This is a genomic window from Streptomyces sp. NPDC043876, from assembly GCF_056435825.1.
Map to the genome: position 1 here is coordinate 239,763 of NZ_JBWKDV010000006.1, position 14,869 is coordinate 254,631.

General features: G+C 73.8%; 15 protein-coding genes. 11 read left to right on the plus strand and 4 right to left on the minus strand.

From position 1 onward, the window contains the following. Nucleotides 1-44 precede the first annotated feature (44 nt). From AC0693_RS20645 to argF, 5 genes are all read left to right on the plus strand, one after another. Entirely contained in the window at nucleotides 45-971 is a 927-nt protein-coding gene (locus AC0693_RS20645) for an LLM class F420-dependent oxidoreductase (RefSeq protein ID WP_468464907.1), read from the plus strand. Between the two features lie 7 nt (nucleotides 972-978). Next, nucleotides 979-1,881, plus strand: a complete 903-nt coding sequence (gene mmuM / locus AC0693_RS20650) for a homocysteine S-methyltransferase (RefSeq protein WP_478802493.1) — start codon at nucleotides 979-981, stop codon at nucleotides 1,879-1,881. A gap of 125 nt (nucleotides 1,882-2,006) precedes the next feature. Then, nucleotides 2,007-2,510 (plus strand): hypothetical protein, encoded by a 504-nt coding sequence (locus tag AC0693_RS20655; protein ID WP_478802494.1) that lies wholly within the window; start codon nucleotides 2,007-2,009, stop codon nucleotides 2,508-2,510. Between the two features lie 46 nt (nucleotides 2,511-2,556). Next, the gene (locus tag AC0693_RS20660) at nucleotides 2,557-3,783 is read left to right on the plus strand and encodes an arginine deiminase (protein ID WP_469336815.1); all 1,227 of its coding nucleotides are present in this window, start codon (nucleotides 2,557-2,559) and stop codon (nucleotides 3,781-3,783) included. A 107-nt stretch (nucleotides 3,784-3,890) separates the two neighbouring features. Then, nucleotides 3,891-4,898: an ornithine carbamoyltransferase gene (argF, locus tag AC0693_RS20665; protein WP_478802495.1), complete on the plus strand. Its 1,008-nt coding sequence runs from the start codon at nucleotides 3,891-3,893 to the stop codon at nucleotides 4,896-4,898. A gap of 24 nt (nucleotides 4,899-4,922) precedes the next feature. On the opposite strand, the gene AC0693_RS20670 is transcribed toward argF, so the two are convergent. Beyond that, entirely contained in the window at nucleotides 4,923-5,336 is a 414-nt protein-coding gene (locus AC0693_RS20670) for an ATP-binding protein (protein WP_469336820.1), read from the minus strand. Between the two features lie 297 nt (nucleotides 5,337-5,633). On the opposite strand from AC0693_RS20670, the gene AC0693_RS20675 reads away from it, so the two are divergent. The 3 genes from AC0693_RS20675 to AC0693_RS20685 are packed head-to-tail and all read left to right on the plus strand — an operon-like array spanning nucleotide 5,634 to nucleotide 9,308. After that, the gene (locus AC0693_RS20675) at nucleotides 5,634-6,461 is read left to right on the plus strand and encodes an enoyl-CoA hydratase family protein (protein ID WP_478802496.1); all 828 of its coding nucleotides are present in this window, start codon (nucleotides 5,634-5,636) and stop codon (nucleotides 6,459-6,461) included. Further along, nucleotides 6,415-8,715 (plus strand): bifunctional salicylyl-CoA 5-hydroxylase/oxidoreductase, encoded by a 2,301-nt coding sequence (locus AC0693_RS20680; protein ID WP_478802497.1) that lies wholly within the window; start codon nucleotides 6,415-6,417, stop codon nucleotides 8,713-8,715. Before AC0693_RS20675 ends, AC0693_RS20680 begins: the two co-directional genes overlap by 47 nt. 17 nt (nucleotides 8,716-8,732) lie before the next feature. Continuing rightward, nucleotides 8,733-9,308 (plus strand): YdeI/OmpD-associated family protein, encoded by a 576-nt coding sequence (locus AC0693_RS20685; RefSeq protein ID WP_478802498.1) that lies wholly within the window; start codon nucleotides 8,733-8,735, stop codon nucleotides 9,306-9,308. A 7-nt stretch (nucleotides 9,309-9,315) separates the two neighbouring features. Here the strand turns inward: AC0693_RS20685 and AC0693_RS20690 are convergent, their stop codons facing one another. From AC0693_RS20690 to AC0693_RS20700, 3 genes are all read right to left on the minus strand, one after another. Continuing rightward, nucleotides 9,316-10,161, minus strand: coding sequence for a GNAT family N-acetyltransferase (locus tag AC0693_RS20690; RefSeq protein WP_478802499.1), 846 nt, complete (start codon nucleotides 10,159-10,161; stop codon nucleotides 9,316-9,318). 84 nt (nucleotides 10,162-10,245) lie between these two features. Continuing rightward, nucleotides 10,246-11,076 carry a PaaX family transcriptional regulator gene (locus tag AC0693_RS20695; RefSeq protein WP_356405377.1) on the minus strand — a complete coding sequence of 277 codons (831 nt, stop codon included), beginning with the start codon at nucleotides 11,074-11,076 and terminating at the stop codon, nucleotides 10,246-10,248. A 4-nt stretch (nucleotides 11,077-11,080) separates the two neighbouring features. Next, a complete protein-coding gene (locus AC0693_RS20700) occupies nucleotides 11,081-12,679 on the minus strand; it encodes an AMP-binding protein (protein ID WP_478802500.1) in 1,599 nt (532 codons plus the stop codon). A 176-nt stretch (nucleotides 12,680-12,855) separates the two neighbouring features. On the opposite strand from AC0693_RS20700, the gene AC0693_RS20705 reads away from it, so the two are divergent. Genes AC0693_RS20705 through AC0693_RS20715 form a run of 3 tightly spaced genes read left to right on the plus strand, consistent with a single transcriptional unit; the run spans nucleotide 12,856 to nucleotide 14,857 of the window. Continuing rightward, nucleotides 12,856-14,028 (plus strand): acyl-CoA dehydrogenase family protein, encoded by a 1,173-nt coding sequence (locus AC0693_RS20705; protein WP_478802501.1) that lies wholly within the window; start codon nucleotides 12,856-12,858, stop codon nucleotides 14,026-14,028. Next, nucleotides 14,025-14,420, plus strand: coding sequence for a RidA family protein (locus AC0693_RS20710; RefSeq protein WP_469316597.1), 396 nt, complete (start codon nucleotides 14,025-14,027; stop codon nucleotides 14,418-14,420). The genes AC0693_RS20705 and AC0693_RS20710 overlap by 4 nt, the downstream gene beginning before the upstream one ends. Before the next feature lie 44 nt (nucleotides 14,421-14,464). Next, entirely contained in the window at nucleotides 14,465-14,857 is a 393-nt protein-coding gene (locus tag AC0693_RS20715) for a hypothetical protein (protein WP_469336836.1), read from the plus strand. Nucleotides 14,858-14,869 lie beyond the last annotated feature (12 nt).

The following is a 14,869-nucleotide window of genomic DNA, read 5'->3' on the forward strand; positions in this document are numbered from 1 at the left end:
TGACCCGGATTCACCCGGGCGGGGCGCGGGGCAGGATGGGGAGCATGGATCTGCGGATTTTCACCGAGCCCCAGCAGGGTGCGGACTACGACACCCTCCTCACCGTCGCCCGGGCCGCCGAAGAACTCCACTTCGACGCCTTCTTTCGCTCCGACCACTACCTCAGCATGGGTTCCGCCGACGGGCTGCCCGGGCCGACCGACGCCTGGATCACCCTGGCCGGGCTGGCCAGGGAGACCAGCCGGATCCGGCTGGGCACCCTGGTGACGGCGGGCACCTTCCGCCTGCCCGGCGTCCTCGCCATCCAGGTGGCACAGGTGGACCGGATGTCCGGCGGCCGGGTCGAACTCGGCCTGGGCGCCGCCTGGTACGAGGCGGAGCACCGGGCCTACGGCATTCCCTTCCCGCCCGAGCGCGGGGCCCGCCTGGAGGAACAGCTGGCGATCGTCACCGGACTGTGGAACACCGCGCCGGGCGACACCTTCGACTTCGACGGCACCTACTACCGGCTGGAGAAGTCGCCCGCGCTGCCCAAGCCGTTGCAGGAGCGGGTGCCCGTCGTGGTCGGCGGGCGCGGCACGAAGCGGACCCCGCGCCTGGCGGCGACGTACGCGGACGAGTTCAACATGGCCTTCGCCCCGCTCGCCGACACCGAGGCGCAGTTCGGCCGGGTCCGGGCCGCGGCCGTGGCCGCGGGGCGGGCGCCCGACGACCTCGTCTACTCCAGCGCCCTCGTCGCCTGCGTCGGCCGCGACGACGCCGAGGTGGCCCGCCGGGCCGCCGCCATCGGCCGGGACGTGGCGGAACTCAAGGCCGACGGTCTGGCGGGCACCCCCGACGAGGTGGTGGAGCGGATCGCCGCCTTCCAGGCCATCGGCTGCTCGCGGATCTACCTCCAGGTGCTCGACCTCGACGACCTGGACCACCTGGAGCTGATCTCCTCCCGCGTGATGCCCCAGCTGGGCGGGTGAGCGGACGATGACCCGCGCCCGCACCCCCCTGGCCGAGGCCTTGGGCCACCGGACGCTGGTCCTGGACGGCGGCCTCGGCAACCAGCTCACCGACCAGGGCTGCGACCTGAGCGGCGGTCTGTGGTCGGCGCGCGTCCTGGCCGAGGACCCGGCGCAGGTCCGGGCCGCGCACACGGCGTACGCCCGCGCGGGCGCGGAGGTGCTGATCACCGCGAGCTACCAGGTGGGGCTGGAGGCCTTCGCCCGCCACGGCTACGACCGGCGCCGCACCACCGCCCTGCTGCGCGACGCCGTCACCCTGGCCGACGGGGCGGCGCGGGCGGTGGACCACGAGGTGTGGGTGGCCGCGTCCGTCGGGCCGTACGGAGCGACCCTCGCCGACCGTTCCGAGTACCGCGGCCGGTACGGGCCGAGCGTGCGCGAGCTGGCCGCCTTCCACCGGCCCCGGATCGAGACCCTGCTGGAGGCAGGGGCCGACGTACTGGCCCTGGAGACCGTCCCGGACACCGACGAGGCGCTGGCCCTGCTGTCCGTGCTCGCCGGGACGGGGGCGCGGGCCTGGCTGTCGTACACGGTGGCGGGGGACCGTACCCGGGCCGGCCAGCCGCTGGCGGACGCCTTCGCACTGGCCGCCGCCGCACCCGAGGTGATCGCGGTCGGCGTCAACTGCTGCGCGGCGGCCGATGTCCTGCCCGCCCTGGAGACGGCGGCCGCGGCGACGTCGAAGCCCCTGCTGGCGTACCCCAACGACACCTCGGGCACCGCCGACTGGCCCCTCGCCGCCTGGCAGCGGGCGGGCGCCCGGATGATCGGAGGCTGCTGCGGGGTGGGCCCGGCCCGGATCGCCGCCCTGGCGGACGCTCTGCCCGCGGCCGAGCCGCGGGGCGGCGGCGGCCGCCGGTCCGTGTGAACCGCACGCCCCCCGTTAGGTCGTATGGGGGAACTTTGCCCGGGAAGTCCCTGGAAACACCGGGCGGGATCGTTCTTCCAGGGCAGCGGAAATTTCCGCGACCCTGGAAGGACGGAACGTCAGATATGAAGATGACCGCGCGCGGAAGCCTTGCGGCGCTCATGACCTGTATGGCCGCGGCGGGTGCGGCGAGCCCGGCCCTCGCGAGCACGGTGCCGGTGGGGGTCCCGCTGGAAGCCGTGGAGACCACGCTCGGGGTGGACACCCCGCGGGTGGCCACCGGAGTGCCCGTGCCGGTCGTGGGCGCTCCCGACGTGCCCCGGCACCACACCGGGGACCTGCTCCCCACCCCGCTCGTCCCGACCATCCCGGTCGGCACCGAGCTGGGCCGCACCGGGATCACCTCCCCGGTGCCCAACCTGCTGGGCCGGCCGGAGACCGACGGTGAGGGTTCCCTGGACTCGCCGGAGACGACCCTGCTGGCACGCACCGCCGGGGTGGTCGTCGGAGCCCCCGTCTCGATGCCCGACGGGCACAACTACGGGCTGCCCAATCTGGTCGCCCCCAAGTTGGGAGTGATCGCCCCGGAACTGACGGGTGCCCCTTCGGCGCTGCTCGGCCTGCGCTGAGTCAACGGATCGTCAAAACGCCGCCCGGTCTGCGAACGTGTACGCCATGGGATTCCATGTCGACTCCGAGACCGGGCGGCTGCGCCGCGTCATCCTCCACCGGCCTGATCTGGAGCTGAAGCGGCTGACGCCGAGCAACAAGGACGCGTTGCTCTTCGATGACGTGCTGTGGGTGCGCCGGGCGCGGCAGGAGCACGACGGTTTCGCCGACGTGCTGCGCGACCGGGGGGTGGAGGTGCACCTCTTCGGCGATCTGCTGGGCGAGTCCATGGAGATCCCGGAGGCGCGCCACCTCGTGCTGGACCGGGTCTTCGACGAGAAGGAGTACGGCCCCCTCGCCACCGATCACCTGCGGGCCGCCTTCGAGGGACTGAACTCCGCGGAGCTGGCCGAGGCGCTGGTCGGCGGGATGACGAAGCGGGAGTTCCTGGAGCGGTACGCCGAGCCCGTCTCGGTCCGCTTCCACGCCATGGAGTTGGACGACTTCCTGCTGATGCCGCTGCCGAACCACCTGTTCACCCGGGACACTTCGGCCTGGATCTACGACGGCGTGTCCATCAACGCCATGCGCTGGCCCGCCCGGCAGCGCGAGACCGTGCACTTCGAGGCGATCTACAAGCACCACCCGCTGTTCACGGCGTCCGGCGCCTTCCACTACTGGACCCAGGGCCAGGCCGACTACCCCTCGACCATAGAGGGCGGGGACGTCCTGGTCATCGGCAACGGCGCGGTGCTGATCGGGATGAGCGAGCGGACGACTCCGCAGGCGGTGGAGATGCTGGCGCGCGGACTGTTCGCCGCCGGCTCGGCGACCTCCATCGTGGCCCTGGACATGCCCAAGCGGCGGGCCTTCATGCACTTGGACACCGTCATGACGATGGTCGACGGGGACACCTTCACCCAGTACGCCGGTCTCGGCATGCTCCCCTCCTACACGATCGAGCCGGGCAACGGGGACCAGGAACTCAAGGTCACCGACCACCCGCCGGAGCACATGCACCGGGCGATAGCGGCGGCGCTGGGCCTGGACTCGATCCGGGTGCTGACCGCCACGCAGGACGTCCACTCGGCGGAGCGGGAGCAGTGGGACGACGGCTGCAACGTGCTGGCCGTGGAGCCGGGGGTGGTCGTCGCCTACGAGCGGAACGTCACCACCAACACCCACCTGCGCAAGGAGGGCATCGAGGTGATCGAGATCCCGGGCAGCGAGCTGGGCCGCGGGCGGGGCGGACCGCGCTGCATGAGCTGTCCCGTCGAGCGCGACGCCGTCTGAGGCCGGGCGGCGGCGGGGCACGGGGCGGGGGACTGGGGGCTGTATATCAATGCAGGGGATCGTATAGACTTCCAATATCCCCTGTCCCGTGACTCAGGAGCGCCCCCATGGCCACCGACCTCGTCGGCCGCAGTTTCCTCAAGGAGCTCGACTTCACCGCCGCCGAGTTCCGCGGCCTGATCGAGCTGGCCGCGGAACTCAAGGCCGCCAAGCGGGCGGGCGCCGAGGAGCGGCGGCTCCAGGGCCGCAACATCGCGCTGATCTTCGAGAAGACCTCCACCCGCACCCGCTGCGCCTTCGAGGTGGCGGCCGCGGACCAGGGCGCGTGCACCACGTACCTCGACCCCTCCGGCTCGCAGATGGGCCACAAGGAGTCGGTCAAGGACACCGCGCGCGTCCTGGGCCGGATGTTCGACGGCATCGAGTACCGGGGCGACAGCCAGGACGTGGTGGAGGAACTGGCGGCGCACGCGGGCGTGCCCGTCTTCAACGGGCTCACCGACGACTGGCACCCCACCCAGATGCTCGCGGACGTCCTCACGATGACCGAGCACTGCCCGGGCAGGCCGCTGGAGCGGATCGCCTTCGCCTACCTCGGTGACGCCCGCTTCAACATGGGCAACTCCTACCTGGTCACCGGCGCCCTGCTCGGCATGGACGTGCGGATCGTGGCGCCGAGGGCGTACTGGCCGGCCGAGCCGGTGGTGGCCGCGGCCCGCGCGCTCGCGGAGGCCAGCGGCGCCCGGATCACCCTCACCGAGGAGATCGTCGAGGGCGTCGCCCAGGCCGATTTCGTCATCACCGACATCTGGGTGTCCATGGGGGAGCCCAAGGAGGTCTGGGACGAGCGGATCGCGGCCCTGTCGCCGTACGCCGTCACCATGGACGTCCTGCGCGCCAGCGGGAACCCGGACGTCAAGTTCATGCACTGCCTGCCCGCCTTCCACGACCTGGGCACGAAGGTGGCCCGCGAGATCCACGAGCGGCACGGCCTGGAATCGCTGGAAGTGACGGACGAGGTGTTCGAGTCCGCGCACTCCGTCGTCTTCGACGAGGCGGAGAACCGGCTGCACACCATCAAGGCGGTCCTGGTCGCGACGCTCGCGAGGCCGTAGGGCCCGCGGGTCCTCGGACGGCCCTCAGCACACCGCGGCGGCCGGCCGCGCGGGCAGGGTGAACCAGATGGCCTTGCCGCGCGCCGTCGGCCGGTGTCCGCACGCGGAGCTGAGGGCGCTGAGCAGCAGCAGGCCGCGTCCGTGCTCCTGCCAGGGGTCCGGCGGCGGCGGGTGGAGGTCGCCGGGCGGCCGGGGATCGCCGTCGTGGACCTCGACCTGACAGCCGTTCGCCAGCAGCTCCACCACGAGTTCTATGGGCCCGTCCGCGCGGGTGTGCTCCACGGCGTTGGCGACCAGCTCCGCCGTCAGCAGCTCGGCGGTGTCGCTGTCGGCGCCCGTCGCGGCCTCGGCGAGCGCGGTGCGCACCAGGGCGCGGGCGATCGGCACCGCGGCGGTCGTGTGCGGGAGGGCGATCCGCCAGGCGGAGTCGTCGGGCATGGGTGTCCGTCCGTTCCGTCGGGGCCGGGGGAGGGCTGGGGCCGTAGGAAGAGGTCCCGCCTTCAACCATACGGAGGGGCCGTCCCGGGGCGCCGGGCGCCCCTGCGTCTCCGCGGGGGACGTGCGTTCCTTCCGGCCGGGACCTTCGGGTGTGCGGCGCATCGGCATCGGATCTCCCCTCTCCGTGTCGCATCCTGTGGTGCGTTTCCGTGGTGCGGTTCCGTGGTGCGATGCGGTCGTGCGATTCCGTGTTGCGTTTCCCTGACGACAGTCACGATCCGGTGATACCGTCACCGTGTGAGCCCCTTCCCCGGTTCCGCAGCCCCCACCGAACGGTGGCGCCACCTCCGGCTGACCCGCCAGGACGGCGTGGCCACCGTGACCCTCGACCGCCCCGAGAAGCTGAACGCGCTCACCTTCGGCGCCTACGCCGATCTGCGCGACCTGCTGGCCGAACTCTCGCGCGAGAGATCCGTCCGCGCCCTCGTCCTCGGGGGCGAGGGCCGCGGCTTCTGCTCCGGCGGCGACGTCGACGAGATCATCGGCGCAACCCTCGCGATGGACACCGCACAGCTCCTCGACTTCAACCGGATGACCGGACAGGTCGTCCGCGCCATCCGTGAATGCCCCTTCCCCGTCATCGCCGCCGTACACGGGGTGGCCGCCGGGGCGGGCGCCGTTCTCGCCCTCGCCGCCGACTTCCGGATCGCCGATCCCACCGCCCGGTTCGCCTTCCTCTTCACCCGAGTGGGCCTCTCCGGCGGCGACATGGGCGCCGCCTACCTGCTGCCCCGGGTCGTCGGCCTCGGCCACGCCACCCGGCTGCTGATGCTCGGCGAACCCGTCCGGGCCGCCGAGGCCGAACGCATCGGCCTGCTCAGCGAACTGACGGAGGAGGGCGGGGCGGACGCCCGGGCCGCCGAACTCGCCGCACGCCTCGCCGCCGGTCCCGCCCTCGCCCATGCCCAGACCAAGGCCCTGCTCACCGCCGAACTCGACATGCCGCTGGCCGCCTCCGTGGAACTGGACGCGGCCACCCAGGCCCTGCTGATGAACGGCGCCGACTACGCCGAATTCCATGCCGCCTTCACCGAGAAGCGGCCACCCCGATGGAGCGGAAGGTGAAGGTGGCGCCATGAAGGTCGCTGTCGTCGGCGGGGGACCCGGGGGACTGTACGCCGCCGTCCTGCTGGCCCGGCAGGGCCACCGGGTCGAGGTGTGGGAGGCCAACGCCCCCGACGACACCTTCGGCTTCGGCGTGGTGCTCTCCGACGAGACGCTCGGCGGCATCGAGCGTGCCGACACCGAGGTCTATGCCGCGCTGTCCGCCGAGTTCGTCCGCTGGGACGACATCGACATCGTCCACCGCGGCCGGGTCCTGACCTCCGGCGGCCACGGCTTCGCCGCCCTCGGCCGCCGCAGGCTCCTGGAGATCCTGCACGCGCGCTGCGCCGCCCTGGGGGTCCGGCTCCGCTTCCGCACCCGGCTGCCGGCGGCCCAGGCGCTGGGGCCGACGTACGACCTGGTCATCGCGGCCGACGGGGTGCACAGCGCCACCCGGGAGGCGGGCGCCGAGACCTTCCGCCCGCGGCTGGAGAGCGGCCGCAGCCGGTACATCTGGCTGGCCGCCGACTTCGCCTTCGACGCCTTCCGCTTCGAGATCGCCGAGACCGAACACGGCGTCATGCAACTGCACGGCTACCCCTACTCCGCCGACTCCTCCACCGTCATCGTCGAAATGCGCGAAGAGGTCTGGCGGGCCGCCGGACTCGACCTGTGCGACGAGGCGGAATCGGCCTCCCGCTGCGCCAAGACCTTCGGCGAGGCACTGCGCGGGCGCTCCCTGCGCGGCAACCGCTCCACCTGGACCGCGTTCCGCACGGTCGTCAACGACCGGTGGTCGCAGGGCAACGTGACCCTCCTCGGGGACGCCGCGCACACCGCCCACTTCTCCATCGGCTCGGGCACCAAACTCGCCGTCGAGGACGCCCTCGCACTCGCCGAAGCCGTCCGCGAACGGCCCGGCCCCGCCGACGTGCCCGCCGCGCTCGCCGCCTACGAGGCCGCGCGCCGCCCGGCCGTGGCCAGCACTCAGCGCGCGGCGGCGGCCAGCATGCGCTGGTTCGAGGAACTCGCCGGATACGTCGACCAGCCGCCCCGGCAGTTCACCTTCAACCTGCTCACCCGCAGCCGCCGGGTCACCCACGGCAACCTGCGGCTGCGCGACGAGCGCTTCGCCCGCGCCGTCGAGCGGGACTTCGGCTGCCCGGACGCGGCCACCCCGCCCATGTTCACCCCGTACCGGCTGCGCGGCCTGACCCTGCGCAACCGCGTGGTCGTCTCCCCGATGGACATCTACAGCGCCGAGGACGGCGTACCGGGCGACACGCACCTCGTCCACCTCGGCGCGCGGGCCCTCGGCGGCGCGGGCCTGGTCATGACCGAGATGGTCTGTGTTAGCCCGGAAGGGCGGATCACCCCCGCCTGCACCGGCCTCTACACCGACGAACAGGCTGCCGCCTGGACCCGGATCGCCGACTTCGTGCACACCGGCGCACCCGGCACCGCGCTGGGCGTCCAGCTCGGCCACGCGGGGCGCAAGGGCTCCACCCGCCGCATGTGGGAGGGCATGGACGAGCCCCTGGACACCGGCAACTGGCCGCTCGTCGCCGCCTCCCCGCTCCCGTACCGGCCCGGCGTCTCGCAGGTTCCCCACGAGCTGGACGCCGCCGGGCTCGCCCGGATCCGCGACCGGTTCGCGGCCGCCGCGATCCGCGCCGCAGGCTGCGGCTTCGACCTGCTCGAACTGCACTGCGCCCACGGCTACCTGCTCTCCGGGTTCCTCTCACCGCTTACCAACCACCGCACCGACGCCTACGGCGGCTCGCCCGCCGCCCGGCTGCGCTTCCCGCTGGAGGTCTTCGACGCCGTCCGCGAGGTGTGGCCCGCCGACCGCCCGATGACCGTCCGGATCTCGGCGACCGACTGGGCGCCCGGCGGCACCACCGCCGACGAGGCCGTCGCCATCGCCGCCGCCTTCGCCGCCCACGGCGCGGACGCCATCGACGTCTCGACCGGCCAGGTCGTCGCCGACGAGGCGCCCGAGTACGGCCGCTCCTACCAGACCCCCTACGCCGACCGGATCCGCAACGCGCTGGGTGTCCCGGTCATCGCGGTGGGCGCCGTCTCCTCCTGGGACGACGTCAACTCCCTGCTCCTCGCCGGGCGCGCCGACCTCTGCGCCCTGGGCCGCCCGCACCTCTACGACCCGCACTGGACCCTGCACGCCGCCGCCGAGCAGGACTACGCGGGCCCGGCCGCCCCCTGGCCCGCCCCCTACCGAGCGGGCAGCCGCAGACCCCCCGTGGGGCGCGGCTGAACCGTACGCTTCGCCGTATGGACGAGCTGGACGGAGTGGAGATCGTCGCCTTCGCGGACGGCGACGCGTTCGACCGCTGGCTGGACGCGCACCACGCGCGCCGCGAGGGCGTGTGGATCAAGGTGGGGAAGAAGAGCTCGGGCATCGCGTCCGTCACCGAGGACGAGCTGGTCGACATCGGGCTGTGCCACGGCTGGATCTCCGGGCAGCGCAGGCCGCTGGACGAGCGCCACTACCTCCAGAAGTACGTGCCCCGGCGCCCCCGCAGCCTGTGGTCGCAGGTGAACGTCGACAAGGTCGAGGAGCTGACCGCGGCGGGCCGGATGCGCGAGGCGGGCCTCGCGGAGGTGCGCCGGGCCCGGCAGGACGGCCGCTGGGCCGCCGCCTACGCCCCGCAGAGCACCGCGACGGTCCCTCCGGAGCTCGCGGCCGCCCTCGCGGAGCGCCCCGGCGCGGCGGCGGCCTTCGCGGCCCTGACCGCGTCGCAGCGCTACCAGCTGATGCTCCCGCTCCTCCAGGCCCTCACCCCGCGCAGCCGCGAGACCCGCCTGGCGGCGGTCCTCACCCGCCTGACGGCGCGGCCGGACTCCTGAAATCTCCTCAGCCGTCCGCACGCGGGACGATGACCGAGCGGTCCCAGAGCGGGACGTAGCCGAGGCGCGGGTAGAGCCGGTTGCTGGTGGGGTTGGCGAGGTCGGTGAAGAGCAGCACCTCGGCCGCGCCCGCCGTGCGGGCGGCCAGGGTGGCGGCGTGGGTCGCGCCCGCCGCGTGGCCGCGGCCGCGGTCGGCGGGCGGGGTGTACACGGGGCCGATGCGGGCCGTGGCGGCCTGGGGGCGGGAGAAGCTCGCCAGCGACACGGGTCGCCCGGCCGGGTCCTGCCACAGCAGGATCCCGCCGTAGGAGATCCGGTCGCGGATCCACGTCTCGCCCGCGGTGGGGGTGTCCGCCTCCGCGGCGAAGGCGGCGAGCCACTCCAGCACCAGCGGGACGTCCTCCTCCGCGGCGGGGCGGGCGCGGCCCGCGGGCGCGGGCGAGGGGGCCAGGGGCGCCTCCAGCCGGAACAGCCGCTCCCGGTGGTCCTCCACCGGGCGGCCCCAGGCGCGCGCCAGCACCTCGGCGTCCTCGCTGCGCGCGTTGAACCCGCCGAGCCCGGCCAGGAACGGCTCGGTGTGCAGGACGGACCCCAGCGCGGCCACCGCCTCGGCGGGCGCCGCGCCCACCAGGACGGGATGCGGCGGGGTGCACGCCAGGACCCCCGCGACCGCGCCGTCCGCTCCGGTCCACCAGCCGAAGTAGGGACTGCCGTCGCCGAAGGCCCCCGGGCCGCGCCGGCGCAGGGCGTCGGTGGTGGTCAGCAACAGGGTGTTGGACACCGGATCGGCCCGCAGGGCGGGGCCCGCCGTGTCGAGGAACGCGGTCAGGTCATCAGTGAAAGTCCAGGTCATGGGCCATTGTGCGACGGAGCCGGGAGCCCGGCCACCTCGTTTTCCGGGCCGCACCCCCGGTCGCCCCCGGGGCCCTGCGCCGGATCAGGAAGCCGGTGTCCCGGACCGCGCGAAGAGCGCCCCCCGCTCCCACAGCAGCGCGTGCAGCTCCGCGAACACCGCCGCGGCGCGCTCGCCCGGCCAGTCGCGGGGCAGCAGGTCCGACGGCAGGCCGGGGTCGGCGTAGGGCAGCCGCCGCCAGGAATCCAGCACCATCAGGTAGTCGTGGTAGGCCTGCTCCGGGGTCGGCGCGGGGCCCGACCGCCAGCCCCGCAGCACCGGTTCGTGCAGCCCCAGGAACTCCTCGTGCTGCTTGGCCAGCGCGGCCAGGTCCCACCACCGGGACACCGCCTCCGCGGTGGCGGCGAAGCCGAGGTGCGCCCCGCGGAACAGGTCCACGTACGGGGTCAGCCCGAGGCGTTCCAGCGTGTGCCGGGTCTCCTCGTACAGCGCCGCCGGGGCGATCCACACGCCCGGCGCGGCCGTGCCGAAGCCGAGGCGGGCCAGACGGGAGCGCAGCAGGTGCCGCTTGTGCCGCTCCGCCTCGGGCACGGAGAACACCGCCAGCAGCCACTGCCCGGCGGAGCCGGCGCCGCCGGGCGCGCGGGCGGCGTAGATCCGGCGGTCGCCGTCCGCCAGCAGCTGGCGCGCCTCCTCGGAGAGGTCGTACGCCGCCGCGCCGTCCGCACCACGCGCGGGCAGGATGAAGCCGCGCCGCTTGAGCCGGGACACCGAGGAGCGGACCGCAGGGGCGTCCACCCCGGCCGCGCCCAGGAGGCGGATCAGGGCGGACACCGGGACGGGCCCGTCGAAGGTGCGCCCGTAGGCGCCGTAGAAGGTGACGATCAGGGATCGCGGAGTGTGCTGCTCGGCCACGGGATCACTCTAGATCGCGCAACCGGTAGCGCTGAAGCTTCCCCGTCGGGGTCCGCGGCAGCGCGGGCAGGAAGACGAAGGCGCGCGGGCACTTGTGGGGGGCCAGCTCCGCCCGCATGAACGCGCGCAGATCCTCCTGCGACGGCTCCGCTCCCGTCCGGGCCACCACGTAGGCCACCGCGACCTGCCCGCGTCGCTCGTCCGGGCGGCCGATCACCGCGGCCTCCACCACGTCCGGGTGGCGCAGCAGGGCCTCCTCCACCTCCGGGCCCGCGATGTTGTACCCCGCCGAGATGATCATGTCGTCGGCGCGGGCGACGTAGCGGAAGTAGCCGTCCCGGTCACGGACGTAGGTGTCGCCGGTGATGTTCCAGCCGTCCCGCACGTAGTCGCCCTGGCGCGGATCGGCCAGGTAGCGGCAGCCGACCGGGCCGCGCACCGCGAGCAGCCCCGGCTCCTCGTCGGCCACCTCGCGGCCCGTCCCGTCCACCACCCGCGCCTGCCAGCCCGGAACCACGCGGCCGGTGGTGCCCGGGCGGATGTCCGCGTCGGCCGCCGAGATGAAGATGTGCAGCAGTTCGGTGGCCCCGATGCCGTTGATGATGCGCAGGCCGGTGCGCTCGTACCACTCCTGCCAGGTGGCGGCCGGCAGGTTCTCGCCCGCCGACACGCAGCGCCGCAGCGCCGAGAGGTCGTGCGCCGCAGGCTCGTCCAGCATCGCCCGGTAGGCGGTGGGCGCCGTGAACAGCACGGTCACCCGGTGCTCGGCCAGCGCGGGCAGCAGCACGCGCGGCCCCGCCTGCTCCAGCAGCAGCGCCGAGGCCCCCGCCCGCAGCGGGAAGACCACGAGCCCGCCCAGGCCGAAGGTGAAGCCGAGCGGCGGGCTGCCGGTGAACACGTCGTCGGGGCGCGGGCGCAGGATCCGCCGGGAGAAGGTGTCGGCGACCGCCAGGACGTCCCGGTGGAAGTGCATGCAGCCCTTGGGCCGTCCGGTGGTGCCGGAGGTAAAGGCGATCAGCGCCACGTCGTCGGCGGAGGTGTCCACGGCGCGGTACGGGGCGGCGGGGCTCCGCTCGGCCAGGCGCAGCAGGTCATCCGGGTCCCCACCGCCGTACGGGGTGATCCGCAGCCCCGGGACCTCGGCCCGGACCAGGTCCTCCAGCACGTCCGCGTGGCACAGGGCGTGCCCGACCCGGGCCATCTCGCACACCGTGGCCAGCTCCTGGGACCGCTGCTGGGCCAGGACGGTGACGGCGACCCCGCCCGCCTTCATGACCGCCAGCCAGCAGGCGGCGAGCCAGGGCCCGGTGGGTCCGCGCAGCAGCACCCGGTTCCCGGGGACCACGCCGAGGTCCGCGGTGAGCACGTGGGCGAGCCGGTCCACCCGCTCGCGCAGCGCGCCGTACGACCAGACCTCGCCGGCCTGGGTGCGGAAGGCCGGGCGGTCCGCGCCGAACCGGCCGATGGTGGCGTCGAGCAGCTCGGTCCCGCAGTTCAGCCGGTCCGGATAGGCCAGTTCCGGGAGCTGGAAGAGGAGTTCGGGCCAGGCGTGGGACGGCGGCAGGTGGTCGCGGGCGAAGGTGTCGGCATGGGCGGAAGGCATGAGTTTCAAGGCGGGTTCGCCCCCTGGCGACGGTCCGGGATGGGGGTGGTGCCGGCCGTGCGGTCGCGTGACGAGCGTATCGTGACGGTGACGACAGTCAACTGCACGCGATAAGACTGGTACGACAGATTCAGGCACACGGACGCACGCGCTCCCGCGGAGAACTGAGGCTTCGGATGACCGGATTCGCGCTCGACCCCGAACAAGAGCAAGAGTGCGAGCGGCTGCGCGCCCTCGCCACGGAGCGGCTCCGGCCGCTCGCCGAAAAGGGTGAACCGGGACGCGTCAACCGGCCGCTGCTCGCCGCGCTCGGCGAACACGGCCTGCTGGAGCGGGTCTTCGCCGCGGGCGCCCTGGAGCTGTGCCTGCTGCGGGAGTCCCTCGCCTACGGCTGCACCGAGGCCGAGACGGCCCTCGCCCTCCAGGGGCTCGGCGCGCACCCCGTCCTGCGGGCCGGGAGCGCGGAACAGTGCGCGCGCTGGCTGCCCGGCGTACGGGCGGGCCGCACGGTCGCGGCCTTCGCGCTGAGCGAGCCGGGGGCGGGCTCGGACGCGGCCGCGCTGGCGCTGGCGGCGCGGCCGGTCGCGGGCGGCGCGGGTGGGGGCTGGCGGCTCACCGGGGAGAAGCGCTGGATCTCCAACGCCCCCGAAGCCGACTTCTACACCGTCTTCGCCCGGACCGGCGAGGGGCCCGGTGCCCGTGGCGTCAGCGCGTTCCTGGTCCCCGCCGACCGCCCCGGACTCGGCGGCGAGGCCCTCGACATGCTCTCCCCGCACGCGATCGGCGCCCTGACCTTCGACGGGGTACCGGTCGGTCCCGAGGACCTGCTCGGCGAGCCGGGCGGGGGCTTCCGCGTCGCCATGGACACCCTCAACCGCTTCCGGCCCAGCGTCGGCGCCTTCGCCGTCGGCATGGCCCGGGCGGCCCTCGACGCGACCTTGGCCCACACCGCGCACCGCGCCGCGTTCGGCGGCGTACTCGGCGACCTCCAGGCGGTGGCCCACCGGGTCGCCGAGATGGCCACCCGCACGGAGGCCGCCCGGCTGCTCGTCTACGCGGCTGCCGGGGCCTACGACGCGGACAGCGGCTCGCCGGACGTGCCCCGGCGGGCGGCCATGGCGAAACTGCTCGCCACGGAGAGCGCGCAGTACGTCGTCGACCACGCGGTCCAACTGCACGGCGCGGTCGCCCTCCAGCGCGGCCACCTGCTGGAACACCTGTACCGCGAGGTACGGGCGCCGCGGATCTACGAGGGGGCGAGCGAGGTGCAGCGCACGATCATCGCGCGGTCGCTGTACGCGCAGCACGCGTCGGCGGAGCAGCACGCACCGGCGGAGGTGGCCCGGTGATCGAACGCATCAACCCGCCCGGGCTCTCCCCGGCGACCGGTTTCTCGCACGCGGTCGCCGCCACCGGCTCCCGGCTGGTCCTGCTGGCCGGCCAGACCGCGCTCGACGCGGCGGGCGCGGTGGTGGGGGACACCCTGCCCGAGCAGTTCGAACGGGCACTGGCCAACCTGCTGGCCGCGCTCGCGGCGGCGGGCGGCGGCCCCGCGGACCTGGCCCGGGTGACCGTGTACGCCGTGGACGTGGCGGAGTACCGCGCCCGCGCCCCGGAACTGGGCCGGATCTGGCGCAGGCTGGCGGGCCGCGACTATCCGGCGATGGCCGTCATCGGCACCACGCGCCTGTGGGACGAGCAGGCCCTGGTCGAACTCGACGGCATCGCGGTCCTCGCCTAGGGTTGAAATGCACTATTTCAGATAGTTCCGATCATCGGAGGTGCATGAACATGCGCCGTGCGATCGCCTCGGCCCTGGTTGCCGGGGGTGCCGGAATCGTTCTCGCCCTCGCGCCACTGGGCAGCGCCGTCGCGGCAGGTCTCCCCGAGACCCACCCGCAGACCTGGTGGTGCTCCGACCAGTGGCACGGACAGGACTGGCGTACCTGCTGCGACCCCTCGCGCGGGGACGACCGGCCCAGCTGGTGCTGGGACTCGGACACCCACAACCGGCACCACGCCGGCAACTGGGACCACCACTGGAACGACGGCAACTGGAACCACGACAGCAGCTGGAACGACAGCTGGAACCACGACAGCAACTGGAACCACGACAGCAATTGGAACCACGACGGCAACTGGAGCCACGACAGCAGTTGGAACAACGACCACCGCTGAGCCGAACGAGAG